Origin of the sequence: Streptomyces sp. NBC_00306 (assembly GCF_036169555.1) — a bacterium.
Classification (GTDB): Bacteria; Actinomycetota; Actinomycetes; order Streptomycetales; family Streptomycetaceae; genus Streptomyces; species Streptomyces achmelvichensis.
The window spans coordinates 3498785-3514532 of sequence record NZ_CP108032.1; the positions used below are offsets into that span (position 1 = coordinate 3498785).

Genomic DNA, 15748 nt, shown 5'->3' on the forward strand with positions numbered 1-15748 from the left:
TTCCTTGTCCCCTCGCGCCAACGTTGTTGCCGCTCCGTCTTGGCTTTGCGTGCCAACTCGGTCTGAACTCGACTCGGGTTGCGGTCCAAGTACTGATGGATCGCGTACGAGTTGGCGTCGAGTTGGGGGCACGACTCGCAGTCGTGGCCCGCCTTGTGCCACAGGCCGGCGTCGACGAGGGCCGTGATCATTCGGGGCGTTCCGTACAGCCTGGCGATCTGCTTCGGGATCACGCCGTCCGTCACCTGCTGCGCGGCCCATGACCCGCAGCGGACGTACAGACCGAGCGCGGGCGTGCCAGCGGCGAATGCCTTCGGGTGGCAGTGGAACCCGTCATCGATCTTGAACCAGGCCATCAGTGCTTCCCTCGTTCGGTGGTGCGGATGACACGTCCGGGGCGGGGCTCGAAGCCGGCCGCCCCGGACGGGGTACGGGGTGGCTACGGCTTTCGCTGGAGCGCAAGGCTGGAGAGGCCGGCGACATTGGCCAGCAGCGCGGAGACCGACTCGGTGTAGTGCTCGCTGCCCGCGTCAAACGCCGCGTTGAACAGGGCCGGTCCCGTGTCCGCGTCGTCGTTGCAGTACGCGACCAGGAACCGGACAGCGAACAGGTCTGCTGCGGGCGTGCACCCTGGGCGTAGTTCCTGGATGGCCCACATGTCGCCGCGCTTCAGGTTCGGTACGCGGCCCCGGTAGATCTTCTTCAGTGCCGCCTTGCCGACCTCTGCGAAACCGCAGCAGGCGGCGTACATGTCCCAGGGGTCGCCCGAGTTGCCGATCTCGTTGAGGGCGTCGCACGCGCCGTCGGCGTCCTTGTCCATGGCGCAGCCGACGGCCTTCATCACGAGCGGGTACAGCTGGTCGGTGTCCATCAGTCGCCCTTCGTGGTGGCGGTGTCGGGTGCGGTGCGTCGTGGCAGCGGGCCGGGCGGCTCGGGCTTGCCCTGTACTGCGGAGGGTGTGTGCCGGTCGCAGCGCCAGCCGCAGGGGAACGGGCGGGCCCGCTTCAATCCGTGCGGGGGGAGCAGCGAGCAGGGCTGGCGGGTGCGGAACGTCATGCCGTCACCCGCTCGTACAGGCGGCGCCGCTCGCGCGGGGTGAGGCCGCCGTAGATGCCATGCCGGGCGTCGAGCGCCTGCCCGCCCTCCATCCGCATCGCGGAGATGAGGCATGCCTCGACGACGGGGCAGGCCCGGCAGACCCGCTTCGCCTCGGCCGTGTCTTCCTTGTCCTGATGGACGGGGAACCACAGGTCCCGGTGCTTGTCGAAGGCGGGGTCGGCGCATGCGGCCTGCGCGCGCCATGCGTTGTCGTCGGCGGTCTTGGGTCGCGGGAGGGTGCGGCTTCTCACTGGTCCGTCACCGCCCGAGCAGCGGCCAGTTCGATGCGTTCCAGCGGGCTGAGTCCTCCGCGGATGCCGTACCGGCGGGTGCGGTTCTTGCCGGCCTCCTGCTGCATGGCTTCTTCGAGGCAGCGGCGGCGGACCGGGCAGCGGGCGCACATCTGCTTGGCCTTGTGGGCGGTGCCGAGCTTGGGGAAGAACAGGTCGGTGTCGGCGTTGGCGCAGGCGGCGAGGGCGTGCCAGGCGTACGGGCCTTCGGCGGTGCTGATGTGGTTCTTGGTCTGCATCACGCACCGGCCAGGGCGGGCGAGTACACGGGGCCCCAGTTGAACTCCCGGCGGTACCGCCACTGGAGGTTCGACGCCTGCGTCTCGCGCCATTCGATCGGCCCGTGGCAGCGACGGAGCGGGTTGTGCGCCCACTCTCGGCGCATCTCCTCACGACCGCAGTCAGGGCAGGCGATGCGCGGGCCGAAGGGCGCGCCCGTCATGTTGCTCAGCTCGTACCTGTCGGCCCGCCGGATCTCGACGCCGCCGTCGATGGCCTGCTCGCGACTGAAGTCGGGGAACTCGTCGTAGTCGCTGTAGACCTTGAGTGCCGCGTCTTCGTCCTCGCCGCTGACCTTGATCAGGTAGACGTTGGTCACCTCGAACGCGACGTAGTACTCCCGCTCGTCGAGTTCCCACGCCTGCCGTCCGGCGGCCCGGTGAATCAGGTCCAGCGCCTCTTCGGCCTCGCCGCTGGGCACGGGGCGCGGGTACTTCTTGCCGAAGTACTCGTGTGCTCCAGGGTGCCCAAGCTCCAGCTGGCAATCCCGGACGCTGATCGTGGGGGTCTCGTCGTCGTACAGCGGTTCGTTGCAGGCCATCAGGCGGCGCTCCTCAGGATGGCGGGCGTGTACGACCGGCGGCCCGTCTCGGTGTCGTCGTGCGGGGTCAGGTCGCCGCGCGCGGCCAGCGCCCGAAGGTCCTTGCGCGCCGTGTTCCTGCCGGACGTCGGCCACGGGCTGCGCTTGAGCGCCTTCACCGCGCCCTTCGCCGTCCAGAAGCACGGGTTGCTGCGGATCTCGGCGAGCAACCAGCCGCGACGGGTGATCAGTTCAGGCATCGGAGGCACCGCCGTCCGAAGGGAGGGCCTCGACGGTGAACGTTCCGGCGGTACGGCACCCAGCGAAGATGTGACCGCGGCCCGCCTGTGTGTCGAGGACGACCTCGAAGGCGGGGGACGCGAGGTACCGGCGCGCGTACAGAGCGATGCTGTCGGCGAGCTGGTCGCCGCTCAGGGCCCGGGTGATCGGCGCGGGTGCGGGGCCGCCCCTTCCACCGTGGCGGCCGATGCGGTCGAAGGTGACGCGGTGAGTAGTCGTCATCAGTTCCCCCAGCGGGTGAGTCGGTGGCCGCCCCAGAGCAGGGCGACGGAGGCGGCGACGGTCGACCAGAAGCGGCGTGCGTTCAGGCCGTGGTAGGCAGCGAGGATCAGCGCAGTCACAGCGACCGCCGAACCTGCGCCGGCAGGGTGGCCAGCAGTCGGCGGGCCGGAGCCTGCGACGGGTGCCGCATCGGGCCGCAGTGCTGGCACGTCCGGGCGATGTGGCGGGCGGTGGTGCACGCCCGGTGCCGGGCGGTGCGGTGAGGCTTGAGCGCGGCCCACGCGCGGGCGACCGCGGGCAGTCCGCGAAAGACGAGGGCGAGGCCAGCGGCCCATGCGGCGAGGGCCGCGGCGACGTAGGTGAGGACGGTCACGGCTGCACCTCCGGCAGGGCGAGCAGCTGGCGGAGCGTCTGCACCTGCAGGCTCACGTCCTCGCGGGTCTCGACGACCGCGCCGGACGACGCGTGCAGCGCCTCAGGCGTCAGGGAGAACGGGATCGCACTGTCGCCGGCCGCGGACTCCAGGTCGGCCACGCGTGCGCGAAGCTCGGCAGCGGCGTCCGGCGAGATCCACCCGGCGGCGGTCACCGCCAGCGCGAGACCCATCGGAGTGCGGTTCCTGGCCTGCGCGGCGCAGATCGTTTCGGCGAGCGAGTTCAACTCGCGGGCGGTGCCGTTCACGACGAGGCCGAGTCGGGGCGGGTGATGGACCAGGCGGACACCGCAACGTCGTTCACCGTGTGCGCGGCTTCGGTGTACGTGTCGGGCGACCCGTCGCGGAGCGGGTTGGCAGTCGCCTCGACGCCGAAGTGGGCGGCGAATGCGCGCACATCGTCGGGCTTGTTGTGGCAGTAGAGACGGATCTCGAAGGCGTCGCCGTACCGGTCGGCGATCGTGACCTGCCTCGGTGTGAACGGCAGGCCCGCGACCACGTGCTCCGCCACGGAGAAGGCGCGCATCATCGCGTCGCGTGTCAGGCAGTCGGTAGTGTTCGTACTCAAGGTGTCCTCATCTCTCGGCTTACTGAGGTGCACTGAGGGGTCGTTCCGGATTGCCGTCCGGGCGGCCCCGTTTTTCATGGCGTCAGGCCGTCGCGGCGAGCGCGGCCGGACGCTTGTCGGCGGCGAGCGGCTGGACCGTGAACTGCTCGCTGATGGCGCGGATGTTCAGGCCCGAGAACCAGACGCTGTTCCCGTTGTTGACGTGCGGGATCTCGCGGCTGTACGCCAGCTCACGGAGCTTGCGCCCGGAGAACGGCAGGTACCTCGCTGCCTCGTCGGGCTTGTAGTGGAAGAGCTCTCCCTCGGGCGTGCTGGGTGCCGGGGTGTAGCGACCCTGCTCCGGCACCTTCTTCGTGTCCCTGGGGGCGGTCACGGCGTCTCCTTATGGGTGATGTCGTCAGTGCTGGCATCCAGGGCCGTCGCGAGGCGGCGGATGTTCCCGTCGCTGAGGCCGGCCTTACCGGTCTCCACTCGGGAGAGGTGACTGGGATGGATGCCAGACAGGCGAGCGACTGCGGTAAGGCTCAGATTCAGAGCCTCACGCCGGTATCGGATGGCGCTGGAGTGCGGTCTCACGCTCTGAAAGCTAGCCCTCGGGACTACGTTGCGCAAGCGTTGGGACTACGTTGCGGCTCTTTTTTCTAGCCTCACGCGCGGCGTACGCCCGTTACCTCTCAGTACGTAACGCGCGCCCCATGCAATCCCAGAGCTCCCATTGCTTGCTTTGCGGCAGGTCAAAAGGCCGGATGTGGGCTCGTCCGTTGCATGGCGGTGGTGCATCATGTGTGGCATGGAGCCAGAGCGGGACTGGGAGCGCCTCGGACGGAGCTTCGCCAAAGCGCGCGAGGCGGCCGACCTGACGCAGGTCGACGTCGCCGAGAGGATCGGCGTCACACGCACCCCGATCCAGGCCATTGAGCGCGGGCGGGCGTTCAAGAAGGTCACGGGCACGATGCGCAGCTACGCGCGCGTCCTCTGTTGGACAGACGACTCAATCGACCGGGTGCTGGCCGGCGGCGAACCTGCCCCGGCGGCTGCCGCGGGGGAAGACGGCGACGCCACCAGCAGGCCGGTCTCGGTGCCCGGGCTGCCGCTCGCGATCCTCGACCAGCTGCAGGGCGAGGGACAGTTGATCGACGCAACCGTCATCCCCCTGCCCTCGCGGGCAGGCGCCAGCATGACGATCGTTGTGCGCGGCGAACCCGACGCCAGCCCGGAAGAGATCCGGGATGCCCTGCTCGCCTGGCGCAAAGCACGCCGACACCTGCAGGACCTGGGCGACGAGGATGCACCGGCAGTCAGCGACGGTTAACAGAAGGTTTCTTTCATCCCCCCAACCCCTCCACATTTGACCGGATCGTGTGCTGTCATGGTCAAACACCGCGAGGGGGCCGCCGTACCGGTGAGGTCTTGGGGGACCTATGCGGGTGAGAGTTCTGTGCGTTACAGGAATGCCGCACAACGTGCTGGTCTGGGTCGATGACCGGCCCGGACGGTTCATCCTCTACATCGACGAGTCGCTGATGACGAGGCCCGGCGCGCTGGTGCTGCAGAGCGTCCTGAACCAGACGGTAAGGAACTGGCGTCGCCTGCCTGTGGCTCAAATGCAACTGCCCACACTGCGCCCCGTGGTGGGCTGAAATAGGGGGACCGCCCGCGCCTTCCGCCCCCCACCCGGATGCGGCGCGGGCCCTCCCCCGGGAGCATGACGAGCGAGGTGACGACATGGCGTACGCCGAAAAGGTGTTCAAGGTCCGGGACGGCAAGAAGACGAAGCAGTTCACGTGGCGGGCCTGCTACAAGAAGCCCGACGGATCCAAGGGAACGCAGCCCGGGTTCCCCACGAAGAAGACAGCGGAGGACTGGGGCACTGCACAAGAGGCCGCCATCAAGGCCGGCCGGTGGATCGACCCCGAGCTGCAGCGCGCCACCTTCGGAGAGTTCGCCCGGAAGTTCATGAAAGCCAGGGTCAAGCGGGCTCGGACCATGGACACCCGGTGGCGGAACCTGGAGCAGTTCATCCTGCCGAAGTGGGAGAACGTGCCGCTGCTCTCGATCACATGGTTCGACGTCGACTCGTGGCAGCAGACGCTCCAGTGCGACGACACGAAGGCCGGGCACTGCGTCTCCCTGATGTCGACCATCATGACGGCGGCAGTCGACGCCAAGCACCTTGCTACCAACCCGCTCTTCGGCCGACGCCGCACGAAGGCGACCGGCACAGCGGTGCCGCGCAAGGCGAAGACGCTGACCACCGAACAGAAGTGGGCGCCGCCCGAGACGGTCATCACCCTGGCGCAGAGGCTCGGCCCCGCCACCGGAATCATGGTGCTCACGACCGCGTTCACCGGTCTCCGCTGGGGCGAGGCGGCAGGCCTGCACCGGGACAACGTTCTCTGCGCCCGGCGACAGGCGCACGACGGCGGGTACTTCGAGTGCCCCGTCATCAAGGTCGTGCCCGACGTCGGCGAGCTGTCCGAGGTCGAGCTCCGCGACGAGGACGGCAATAAGCTGGGCACCGTGCTGCGGCTCGAACACCCGAAGAGCGCGAAGGGCGTACGCGATATCGACGTGCCGCCGTTCCTGGAGCAGCTGCTGCGCTACCACCTCCAGGACTGGCCGCACGAATATGTCTTCTCGACTGTGACGGGGAAGTTCTGGCGGCGCGGCAACTGGGGCAAGGTCATTCGCCCCGCGGCAGACGGGCGGCCGGAGCGGGAGAGCCGGCAGGGGGTCGCGCACCGCGCAGCGTGGGAGCCGATCATGCCGGGCCTCGACATGCGGGCGCTGCGCCACACACACGACACGTACCAGGACCAGATCGGCGTGCGGGACGCGCTGGCGTACGAGCAGGCTGGGCACGAGCGCCCGGGCATCAAGGCCGTGTATCAGCACCCGACCGCTACCATGAGGCAGGAACGGCTGGACGGCCTCGAAGAGATCTACCGGCGGGCGATGCGGAACCTGGGACTGAAGACTCTGTGGGACAGAGTTGATCTCCTAAAATCCCCCCAAACGATCAACGAGGATCAAGAGCTCGCGGCGTAGCCCCAGCTCAAGAAACTCCCCCAACATCCATGAGGGCCGTATATGGCCGTTCTCCTAAAGCGGGTGTCGCAGGTTCGAATCCTGCCGGGGGCACCAGCGCAAAGGCCCCGGACCGGTCATGGTCCGGGGCCTTTGACATCAGCATCTGACATCAACGGGGGCAGTCACTCGCGGCCGCCGCCTCTTGAGCAGCCGGTCCATGTGACAGATCGCCTCCCGCTGCGCGTCCTCTTACCTCCGCTTGCCTCCGCCCCGCTCCGGGCCCGGCTACGCCGGCCGCGCGGCTGTAGCGAGCACACCCGAGCGGTGGACGGTAGCCCGCGGTGGCTGGGCCCGTTCGGGCCCGTGTGCGATCGTCACGCCTCCCAGGTACGTTGAGCCGTCAGCCGAGGGGGAATGCTCGCGAGGGAGCGCCCCGCAACGCGTGGCTGCGGGGCGCCCATCCACTTTCACAACGGGCCCTAGCGGGGTTTAGTCGACCGTCTGCCCGTTGTGCGCACCGCCTCTGCAGGTCGGGAGCGGGGCCGTCGACCTGTCGATCGTTCCGCCGCCGTCCGTGCACTCACCCGGCGTGACGCTGGCCGGGATGACGCTGACGGCGGTGGCGCTCGCGGCGGTCGCGGTGGCGGCGCCTGTGAAGCCGAGTCCGGCGAGGGCTGCCGTGGCGAAGACTGTGGCGAGTATTCGTCGAATGCGCATGTGGTTCGCCTTTCACAGATTGCCTCGGTTGGGGCACTAACCAGCCTGATCTTCACCCAAATGGGTGGCACGTCATGTTGGGCCATTCGGGTGACAGTGCTGTCGGGTGCGGGGTCGCTGACGCGACCTGTCAGAGCGGATGGAAGCCCGTGCCAGATCCGTGCCAGATCCGTGCCAGAAAGAGCGGATCCCAGCGGTCAAGAGCAGTCAAGCGCGACGCCTCGGTGACTGCGACTGTCCGCGAGTGGGACGACGAAGAAGGGTGGGGTGTTCTGGACTCACCCAGAGACCCCCGGCGGCTGCTTCGGCCACTACGCCGACATCCAGGCGACCGGTTTCCGCGACCTGTCGGCCGGCCAGCAGGTCGAACTCACACAGAAGTTCCTGGCTTCGCGCAGGACGGGTACGACTACCGCGCGGTGAGCATCGTGCCTCGGACAGCTTGACATTCCACAGCTGACCTCAACGACGGCGTACGTCGCCGGTCCCCAGCAGTCCGCAACGCCACCGCACGCTTCACCGCGACATGCAGTAGCTCCCGGTTGATCGAACACCTCAAAGCGGGTCTCGCAGGTTCGAATCCTGCCGGGGGCACCAGCGCAAAGAGCACCTACTGAATTCAGTAGGTGCTCTTTGTCAGCCAGGTCCGACATCAACAGCGACGGCCATTCACGGCCGAACCGCATCGTCGAGGCCGATCGGGCCGCCCCCGGTGCATGATCGGACCGGACCGCAACGGTCGGGTGCGGCCGGGGCTCTGCCAGGCAGGGTTGATCTCGAAAGGAGGTCTCGTGATCTCGGCACTCAACCAGCTTGTCGATCTCGTCGAGGAGCACCTCGGCGATGAGTCCGACGTCCAGGCGCTTGCCGTGCGGCTCGGCACGACCGAATACCACCTGCGACGGATGTTCTCGTCGTTGGCCGGCATGCCGCTGTCGGAGTACGTGCGCCGACGCCGTATGACCCTCGCCGCCGCCGATGTCGTCCAGGGCGAAGGCGACTTGCTGAGCATCGCCGTCCGGTACGGGTACGGCTCGGCCGAGGCGTTCGGCCGTGCCTTTCGTGCCGTCCACGGCGTCGGCCCCGGTGACGTGCGCCGCGACGGAGGCCCCCTGCGCACACAACCACAGCTCAGGTTCCGCCTGACCGTCGAAGGGAGCACCCCCATGGACACCCGCCTCGTCGAACGCCCCGCGTTCCGCCTGGTCGGACACGCGGCCCGGGTCCCGCTCATCCACCAGGGCATCAACCCGCACATCCAGCAGCACATCACCGCACTGCCGCAGGAGGAGCACCTCCGGCTGAAGGCGCTCAGCGACACCGACCCGGGCGGCCTGCTTCAGGTCTGCGACGACCTCGACCCCGACAGCACGGAGGGGAGCGAACTGACCTACCTGCACGGGGTCGCCGTCTCACGGGACACGCCGGCCCCCGGCGACCTCGACGCCATCGAGGTACCGGCCGGCAAGTGGGCGGTCTTCCGTACCGCCGGACCGCATCCCCAGGCCCTGCAGACGACGTGGGCGGCGACCGCGACCGAGTGGTTCCCCTCCAATCCGTGGCGTCTCCGGCCGGGTCCCTCGCTCGTTGCGATCCTCGAGCGCGCGGACGACTTCAGCTCCGCGACCTGCGAACTGTGGCTGCCCGTGGAACCCGCGTGAGGTGAGGCTCGCGAACTCCTCGCAGCGGGTGCCGCAGGTTCGGATCCTGCCGGCGGCGCACCGGTCAAAAGGGCCCCGGACCGATCATGGTCCGGGGCCTTTGACATCCACAGATGCCATCGGCGCGGGCGGCATCGAGCGAACGTCGAGGGCGATTCGCAGACGAGGTGACCAAGGGCGGGCCAACGGGAATCCACGGCGAGACGTAGACCTTGCGCCCGGCGAAGGAGAGGCGGCCGCCTCTGGGACCGGGAGAACAGCGCGTTGCCCAGAGCCACCTGGGCCGTGCCCTACTCAGAACGGCAGAGGAGTGGCATCCTGCTTGATCCTGCAACAGAAGGCACAGTGAGTGGCAAAGCGACCGGATCCCAAAGCCAAGGCCTTTGCTCGTTATGTGAGCAACAACGCGACCAGAGCGGGTTACGCCATGAACTCCTCGTCTGGAGACGGCAAGGCCAAGCTCGCCCAAGCGGCACAGATGCCGGAGGCCGACATATCCAGAATCCTCGCGGGAGAGTACGAGGTCCCGACCGACCTGCTCAAACCCTTGGCGGCGGCCCTGGACATCCCGCAAAAGGATCCACTCCGGGCGGCCGGGATACTGGAGGACACACCCGCGCAAGCGAACCGCCCCCTGACCGTGCAGCTTGCCGCGCAGCGGCTCGGCATCAAGTCCCCGAAGAACGCGGCGGCCTTCGAGGTTCTCGTCACGGCTCTGGTGGAAGCGGAAAAGCGACACCGTTGACCTGGTGAGATCTCTGCCGCACCTGAAGTGCCCGACTCCTCGGGGTCGGGCGCTTCTTGACATGGCCGGTCACGTGGCGAGGTGAAACCGGCCGTCAGCCGACCGCGGAGCCCGACGCAGTGCCGGAAGGCGTCGCCGAGTCGTCGTCCAGGAACTCCCTGATCGCGAAGCCCACCAGCACGATCACCGTCGTCCACACCACCACCATCGTGGTCGGGTAGCTCCAGGTGAACAGGACGATCACGGCGACCAGCAGGATCGCGGCCCCGATCCACCGCTTGAAGCGGTGCACGAACCTGCCGACCGCGCCCAGGCGCAGGCCCGCCGACGCCGCAACACCCCGGAGAGCACCGATGCTTCGGGTGCATCCCGTACGGATGAGGACGGCGATCCGGGACGGACCGCAGAGGAAGGCGCCCACGGCGGTGATGAGGGCGACGGCGCCCAGTGCACGTACACCGGCGCGCAGGAACTTGATCAGAGCGTCGTACACCGTGCCGGCGGCAGCCTGGGACACCTCCGGGGGCAGATGGTCGAGGTACACATCGCGGAAGACGGTGAGCGCGATGCCGAGCAACAACATGGCCGCGAACACCGCCAGCCCGGCGCCGATCAGGGCGTGGCGCCGTTTGGTGGCGGTGTACACCCCCGCGGCGGCGACCAGCAGGGCGATGAAGGGCAACCAGGTGCCCATGATCTGCAGCACCCTCAGGTAGGTCTTCACCTTGCCGAGGTCGTCCGACTGGAACACCACGAAGTCGGTCTGGACGTCCGGGATCTTCGCGGCCACCCCGAGACCTGCGTCGATCAGTCGCTGCTTGACCTTCGCCACCAGCGGCCCCACGTCGATGGCCACCTGGTTGCCCTTCAGGGAGACCGCGCTGTCGCTGCTGCCCGTCAGAGCTTTGTCCAGAGCGCTGTGGACCGAGCGGTTCGCGTCGACCCAGAAGGTCTCGAAGGCGCTGCTGCTGACGACCCTCTCCGTGGTGCGGCTGACCAGTTGCTCCAGACCGTTCTTGATCGGCTTCTCCAGATTCCCGACCAGCTCGGCCGCCCTCGGCGGGACACCCCGCTCCGACACGGCGGCCTGGAGTTCCTTGACCAGCGCGTCCACGTTGATCCGTGCCAGCACCTCGTTGGTGACCCGGTTGGTGACCGCCTGCTGCACATCCGGATCGGAGGCCAGCGGCCCCACCGTGGCGACATAGCGGTTCGTGTCCCGCACGATGCTGTTCGCCCAGACCGCGACGACGGCGAGCACCGACAGCAGGGCCGCGAAGAGGATCAGCAGGACCGAGCCCGTGGTCCGCCACGGGTGCCCCGCCGTATGCGGGCGCGCACCACCCTCCAGGGCTCCCACCCGGTGCCGGAGCTCGTCGATGTCACTGCTTTCCCGGTTCGAGCCCGGCTCACCGCCTGGGTTGGTCATGGTTCCAGAAGATCCGCGCGGTGCCCGGCGCGCGACCCGGGTGGTCCCGACGGGTGAGTCGCGCGCTGGTGGGAAACGCAGCCGTCCGAGGCCGCAATGCGATGAGGGACGGGACTAAGCCCGGGGGTGACGCCGCGAATGACGAATTCAGAGAGAACGATGCATCAGGCGCGAGGGGCTCGCACGGACGTGAACCGAAAGGCCGGCATCAGCGGACACGGGGTGCACGAAAGTCAGAGGGCCATTCCCGGCTCCGCGGAGGCCCCGCCTTCCGGACGCGCCCCGTCACCAGCACCCCCTCACCAGCACCCGTGATCGTGGTGATGCCCGTCCCCGTCGCGGTCCCTCCCGTCCCGGCAGTCGTCGTCGTCCCGCCAGTCGTCGTCGTCCCGCCACGTGTACTCCGGCCACGGCTGGATCGACACCCCCGACGTCGGGGTGCTGCTCACTGTCGGCTTCGGGGTCGTCGACTTCGTCGGGGTCGGGCGGGGCTCGCGGCGGCGTTCGGTCGCGGGGACCACCTCACGGGTGCGGTCCGGGGACGGGGCCCGGGAGGTGGCGCTCGGGGACGGGTCAGGCGGCGGGGCCGCCGGGGTGATGAGGTTCGGGCGGCCGCCCAGGTCGTTGTCCAGCGGGGTGTACTCGGGGTTGCCCTCGCCTCCGCCCGCCAGCGCCACGCTCGACACCAACGCGCCGAGGACCAGGGCGATGCCCGTGCCGAGCATCGTCGTTCTGACGCGCGTCAGAACGGTCGTCCGGGCGTGCGCGGGGCCTTCGGGAGTCCACTGCCCGTTCCAGTCGTACCGTGAGTCCGCCGGCGGCAGCGCCGCGGCATCGACGGCACAGTTGTCCGCCCACATTCCCGGGAGCGCACCCCTGTGATTGCGCCCACATCCCCTGCACGTCATGGCGACACTATGCAGCAAGGTCATTCCGGTGGGTAGGCGTTGCGAAACAACATTGCGAAATCCCCCAGGGTTACCGGGAGTTCGCTGTTCAGAGGGGTCCCGAAAGGAAGGAAATGCCGGGTGAAGGGCCCGTTCCGCCCGGTCGGCGGACCGGCCCCGCGGGCTCCGGAACCGCTTTGCGCCGCCGACCGAGAAGGCGAAAATTTGGTGCGCATACGGGGTTCCGAAAACGGGGTTCCGTCCTAAGGTCTGCGCATGAGTCAGTACGCCACGGCGATACAGGCCGCCGCGCAGGATCACGAACACTTCGGCCCGAGCGGTCATGACATCCGCCGGCCGGTCCGCGTGCACGCCGTCCAGTGGCCCGACCCCGACGGTGCGGAGTGGGTCGAGGCGCGGACGATGTGCGGGCAGCCGGCGTCGGACATGGAGCAGACCGCGCACACGGCGCCGGACCCCACCACGTGGCATGCGCCGCGGTGGAGCGGTCTGACGTGCGACGGCTGCGACGAGGCCGTCCGTTCGGCGACAACCGGAGCCGCCTCGGCAACGGGCTGACGGCAGGAGCCCCTTCCGGCCGCTCGCAACGCGCCGCCGCATACGCTCGGTCGACCCGCCAACGCCTCCCCGCGCGGCGCGTGTCGACCGAGCAGTACCAGGGCCCTGCCGGGTCAGGCCGTGCAGTCCGCCCGCATCTGCGCCGCCGCGTGGTGGGCCCCCTCGCGGCCGGCGCCGAAGTCCACTCCCCTGTCCACGAGCCGCACCGTCAGCTGCTGGTCGCGGACCGGGATCTTCTGGATGATCGCGCCCTTGTCGCGCAGCGCCACTTGGTCGACCTGGAACGTCTTGATCAGGCTGTCGGGATCGGCCGGGTCCGCCAGCACCTTGTAGACCGTGGGGTCGCCCGCCACGTCCTCGTCCCGGCCGCCCTTCGGGACCACCACGGCCACCGAGCAGGTTGTGTAGCCGCTGCCCACGTACCAGGACCAGGTCGCCGTGCCGTCGGTGTCCTTCGTGGCGCTGCCCGACATGGGGATGGAGGTGAACCGGCCGTCGCAGCCGTCGCCCGTGTGGCCGCCGACGTTCACCGTGTACCAGCCCGCGAAGCCGTCGCGGAAGCGGCCTTCTTCCTCGTACCGGCCGCCGCCGTCGCAACCCGGTCCGGCCCAGGCGGAGTACGCGGGACGCTTGCCGCTCTGCGGTGGTTTCGGGGACTTCCGGCCGTCCTCCCCCTCTCCGGGTGACGGCTGGTCCGATGCCGAGCGGGACGGCTCGACCGAGGGCTCGATCCGCTGCGGGGCCCCGCCGACGGCGCCGGGGTCGAAGCGGGACCCGGAGTCGTCGGACGCGTCCGACGGTGAGTCACCCCCGTACATCGCGGCCGCCGAGACCGCCAGGGCCAGCGCTGTCAGCCCGACTCCGCCGATCAGCAGAATCCTTCCTCCACGGGAGAGGCGAGGCACCCGTCCCGTGACTGCCGTGCGTGCCATCCAGTCCCCGCCCCCGGCGTGCCCGTACGGCCCGCCTGTTCCGGTGTCGCCGCACTGCGGGCAGCGCCGACCCGACAGCGCGCCACCGCCGTTGCCGTCGCATCGTTCGCACGCCATGTCACACCCGCACCACTAGACCAACTGCTCGGTATGGAAAACGTGTCCACTATGCATCAGCAGGCCAGGGCCCTGTAGGTGTTAACGCGGGTAAGGGGGCTACCGAAGTTCATCCGGGCACGCGGTGCCCCGCGGAAGCCCGTACGGAGCCGCCAGCCGGTAGACGCCGGGACGGGGCGCGAGCAGTTCGGTCCACTCGTCGCCCTCCGTGTCCTGCTCCACCTTGATGAGGCAGCCGTTCGGATTGGTGAAGCTCTTCGGCCCGTCCTCGCGCAGCTTCGAGGCCTCCGTCTCCTGGGGGCCCTCCACCTTCTTGCCGTCCTCGTCGACGAGGCTCAGCCAGGGCGAGTACGGCACCCGGATCAGCACCCGTCCCGCCGTCTTCACCTGGATGGTGAGGTCCCCCGCGCCGGCGTGGTCCACCGTGGCCGGCGGGTCGGCCAGCGGCATCGGATCCTTGACGGCGAACAGTTGCCAGTTGCCGTCGCCCCAGATACGCGTGAGGTAGGGCTGCCCCTCGCGGACCAGCTCCGCCTCCTGGCGGGCGCCGCTCTCGTCGGGCGACCCCTTGGGCAGGACGACGTAGTGCACCGCCCACCGGTCCAGCCAGGCCCGGTAGCCGGCGGAGGTGAGCGTCTTGTCGTCGTCGTAGAAGAGCGGGTTGCGCTTCATGTCGGCCTGGCGGTTCCAGCCGCGGGCCAGATTGACGTACGGCGCGAGGGCGGACGCCTCGCGGTGGCTGCTTGCCGGGACCACCTCGACCCGGCCGCGTTCGGCGTTCACCTGCTGGAGCCGGTTGACGAGCGGGGCGAGCTCACGGTTCCAGGACGCCGTCGGCGCGGTGCGGACCATGTCGTCCACGGCCTTGAAGCCGATCCAGAAGTTCAGGCCCGCGAAGACGATGACGAGCGCGTACCACTTCCGCGAGCGCGGCCGGGTGAACGGGAGCGCCGCCAGCAGCACCACGCCCGCGAACAGCATCGGCAGCCGCGAGACGTTCGAGCCGATCTGGGAGTCGATCAGCCAGGTCAGCAGCGTGCCCAGCGCGTAGACGGCCGCCGCGGTGCGGACCGTGCGCCAGTCCTTCGGTACGAGGACGAGAACGAACACCCCGTACAGGAAGGGGAGGGACGTCGACCAGAACGACATCGGCTGGGTGCCGGAGAAGGGGAACAGCCAGGCGGACAGCGCCACGACGACGACCGGGGCGAGGCCCAGGGCGTACGCCCCCGGCCGGCGCCCGTTCAGGAACAGCGCGGCCGCGATGACGCCGAGGAAGAGACCGGCGACGGGGCTGGCCGCGGTGGCGAGACCGGCGAGCGGGGCGGCCACGGACGCCTTGGCCCAGCGGTTCATCCGCCAGCGGTGCGGCCAGCAGAAGACCGCGGCGACGGCTCCGAGCGCGAACATCATGCCGAGGCCGAAGGTGACCCGCCCGGACAGGGCGTTGCACAGGAAGGCGAAGACCCCGGCGAGCGAGCAGGCCAGCGGATTGCGGACGGCACGGACGCGCACGAGGATCAGCGCGGTCAGCGCGGCGGAGACCGTACCGGCGACCATCATCGTCGAGCGGACGCCGATCAGCGACATCAGATAGGGCGAGACGACGCTGTACGAGACCGGGTGCATGCCGCCGTACCAGGCGAGGTTGTACGCGGAGTCGGGATGGCGGCCGACGAACTCCGCCCAGGCGTCCTGGGCCGCGATGTCACCGCCGCTGTTGGCGAAGAAGAAGAACCAGATGAGGTGCACCAGCGCCGCGAGGGCGGTGGCGACGAGCACGGGGCGGCGGGAGAGGCGGTCCCGGAGTTCGGCGAGGGGTCCGCGGTCGGCCCCCGAGGATCCGCCCGGGAGTCCGTCCGAACCGTCGGAGGACCCGTCGGAGGGACCGCCGCCGAGGACGTCGGAGTCGTTCCGGTCGCGGTCGGAGCCGGTCAGGGG

General features: G+C 69.3%; 23 protein-coding genes, 1 tRNA gene and 1 pseudogene. 8 read left to right on the plus strand and 17 right to left on the minus strand.

The annotated features are described in order from the left end of the window. Positions 1-439: 439 nt before the first annotated feature. The 12 genes from OHA05_RS15430 to OHA05_RS38240 all read right to left on the minus strand — a co-directional run bounded on the left by OHA05_RS15430 (position 440) and on the right by OHA05_RS38240 (position 4286). Entirely contained in the window at positions 440-871 is a 432-nt protein-coding gene (locus OHA05_RS15430) for a hypothetical protein (RefSeq protein ID WP_328860914.1), read from the minus strand. Further along, entirely contained in the window at positions 871-1056 is a 186-nt protein-coding gene (locus OHA05_RS15435; RefSeq protein ID WP_328860915.1) for a hypothetical protein, read from the minus strand. Before OHA05_RS15435 ends, OHA05_RS15430 begins: the two co-directional genes overlap by 1 nt. Beyond that, complete coding sequence (locus OHA05_RS15440; protein WP_328860916.1) at positions 1053-1349, minus strand: WhiB family transcriptional regulator; 297 nt, start codon at positions 1347-1349, stop codon at positions 1053-1055. The genes OHA05_RS15435 and OHA05_RS15440 overlap by 4 nt, the downstream gene beginning before the upstream one ends. After that, complete coding sequence (locus OHA05_RS15445; RefSeq protein ID WP_328860917.1) at positions 1346-1627, minus strand: WhiB family transcriptional regulator; 282 nt, start codon at positions 1625-1627, stop codon at positions 1346-1348. Before OHA05_RS15445 ends, OHA05_RS15440 begins: the two co-directional genes overlap by 4 nt. Beyond that, on the minus strand, positions 1627-2208 hold the full coding sequence (locus tag OHA05_RS15450) for a hypothetical protein (protein WP_328860918.1): 582 nt from the start codon (positions 2206-2208) through the stop codon (positions 1627-1629). Before OHA05_RS15450 ends, OHA05_RS15445 begins: the two co-directional genes overlap by 1 nt. Next, complete coding sequence (locus OHA05_RS15455; protein WP_328860919.1) at positions 2208-2447, minus strand: hypothetical protein; 240 nt, start codon at positions 2445-2447, stop codon at positions 2208-2210. Before OHA05_RS15455 ends, OHA05_RS15450 begins: the two co-directional genes overlap by 1 nt. After that, positions 2440-2709, minus strand: coding sequence for a hypothetical protein (locus tag OHA05_RS15460; protein ID WP_328860920.1), 270 nt, complete (start codon positions 2707-2709; stop codon positions 2440-2442). The genes OHA05_RS15455 and OHA05_RS15460 overlap by 8 nt, the downstream gene beginning before the upstream one ends. Before the next feature lie 115 nt (positions 2710-2824). Next, positions 2825-3082, minus strand: a complete 258-nt coding sequence (locus OHA05_RS15465) for a hypothetical protein (RefSeq protein WP_328860921.1) — start codon at positions 3080-3082, stop codon at positions 2825-2827. Then, a complete protein-coding gene (locus OHA05_RS15470) occupies positions 3079-3390 on the minus strand; it encodes a hypothetical protein (protein ID WP_328860922.1) in 312 nt (103 codons plus the stop codon). The genes OHA05_RS15465 and OHA05_RS15470 overlap by 4 nt, the downstream gene beginning before the upstream one ends. Further along, positions 3387-3710, minus strand: a complete 324-nt coding sequence (locus OHA05_RS15475) for a hypothetical protein (protein ID WP_328860923.1) — start codon at positions 3708-3710, stop codon at positions 3387-3389. The genes OHA05_RS15470 and OHA05_RS15475 overlap by 4 nt, the downstream gene beginning before the upstream one ends. An 82-nt stretch (positions 3711-3792) precedes the next feature. Then, the gene (locus tag OHA05_RS15480) at positions 3793-4083 is read right to left on the minus strand and encodes a hypothetical protein (protein WP_328860924.1); all 291 of its coding nucleotides are present in this window, start codon (positions 4081-4083) and stop codon (positions 3793-3795) included. Then, a complete protein-coding gene (locus tag OHA05_RS38240) occupies positions 4080-4286 on the minus strand; it encodes a helix-turn-helix domain-containing protein (RefSeq protein ID WP_443043698.1) in 207 nt (68 codons plus the stop codon). The genes OHA05_RS15480 and OHA05_RS38240 overlap by 4 nt, the downstream gene beginning before the upstream one ends. Before the next feature lie 214 nt (positions 4287-4500). Between OHA05_RS38240 and OHA05_RS15485 the strand changes: the two genes are divergently transcribed. From OHA05_RS15485 to OHA05_RS15500, 4 genes are all read left to right on the plus strand, one after another. After that, the gene (locus OHA05_RS15485; RefSeq protein WP_328860925.1) at positions 4501-5022 is read left to right on the plus strand and encodes a helix-turn-helix transcriptional regulator; all 522 of its coding nucleotides are present in this window, start codon (positions 4501-4503) and stop codon (positions 5020-5022) included. 139 nt (positions 5023-5161) lie between these two features. Then, a complete protein-coding gene (locus tag OHA05_RS15490) occupies positions 5162-5350 on the plus strand; it encodes a hypothetical protein (protein WP_328860926.1) in 189 nt (62 codons plus the stop codon). 85 nt (positions 5351-5435) lie between these two features. Continuing rightward, positions 5436-6758, plus strand: coding sequence for a hypothetical protein (locus OHA05_RS15495; protein ID WP_328860927.1), 1323 nt, complete (start codon positions 5436-5438; stop codon positions 6756-6758). A 27-nt stretch (positions 6759-6785) separates the two neighbouring features. Next, a tRNA-Arg gene (locus OHA05_RS15500) sits at positions 6786-6854 on the plus strand. Between the two features lie 375 nt (positions 6855-7229). On the opposite strand, the gene OHA05_RS15505 is transcribed toward OHA05_RS15500, so the two are convergent. After that, positions 7230-7457, minus strand: coding sequence for a hypothetical protein (locus tag OHA05_RS15505; protein WP_313945778.1), 228 nt, complete (start codon positions 7455-7457; stop codon positions 7230-7232). Positions 7458-7681: 224 nt separating this feature from the next. Here OHA05_RS15505 and OHA05_RS15510 point away from each other — a divergent pair. From OHA05_RS15510 to OHA05_RS15520, 3 genes and pseudogenes are all read left to right on the plus strand, one after another. Further along, positions 7682-7903, plus strand: a pseudogene (locus tag OHA05_RS15510) (cold shock domain-containing protein). A 345-nt stretch (positions 7904-8248) separates the two neighbouring features. Beyond that, complete coding sequence (locus tag OHA05_RS15515) at positions 8249-9118, plus strand: AraC family transcriptional regulator (RefSeq protein WP_328860928.1); 870 nt, start codon at positions 8249-8251, stop codon at positions 9116-9118. 394 nt (positions 9119-9512) lie between these two features. After that, positions 9513-9863, plus strand: a complete 351-nt coding sequence (locus tag OHA05_RS15520) for a hypothetical protein (protein ID WP_328860929.1) — start codon at positions 9513-9515, stop codon at positions 9861-9863. 94 nt (positions 9864-9957) lie between these two features. Here the strand turns inward: OHA05_RS15520 and OHA05_RS15525 are convergent, their stop codons facing one another. Beyond that, positions 9958-11292 (minus strand): hypothetical protein, encoded by a 1335-nt coding sequence (locus tag OHA05_RS15525; protein ID WP_328860930.1) that lies wholly within the window; start codon positions 11290-11292, stop codon positions 9958-9960. Between the two features lie 299 nt (positions 11293-11591). Beyond that, positions 11592-12152 (minus strand): hypothetical protein, encoded by a 561-nt coding sequence (locus tag OHA05_RS15530; RefSeq protein ID WP_328860931.1) that lies wholly within the window; start codon positions 12150-12152, stop codon positions 11592-11594. A 303-nt stretch (positions 12153-12455) separates the two neighbouring features. On the opposite strand from OHA05_RS15530, the gene OHA05_RS15535 reads away from it, so the two are divergent. Further along, a complete protein-coding gene (locus OHA05_RS15535; protein ID WP_328860932.1) occupies positions 12456-12758 on the plus strand; it encodes a hypothetical protein in 303 nt (100 codons plus the stop codon). Positions 12759-12871: 113 nt separating this feature from the next. Here OHA05_RS15535 and OHA05_RS15540 read toward each other — a convergent pair whose 3' ends face one another. Both OHA05_RS15540 and OHA05_RS15545 read right to left on the minus strand, forming a co-directional pair. Beyond that, positions 12872-13690, minus strand: coding sequence for an adhesin (locus tag OHA05_RS15540; protein WP_328860933.1), 819 nt, complete (start codon positions 13688-13690; stop codon positions 12872-12874). Positions 13691-13906: 216 nt separating this feature from the next. Further along, positions 13907-15589 (minus strand): MFS transporter, encoded by a 1683-nt coding sequence (locus tag OHA05_RS15545; RefSeq protein WP_443043835.1) that lies wholly within the window; start codon positions 15587-15589, stop codon positions 13907-13909. Between the last annotated feature and the right edge of the window lie 159 nt (positions 15590-15748).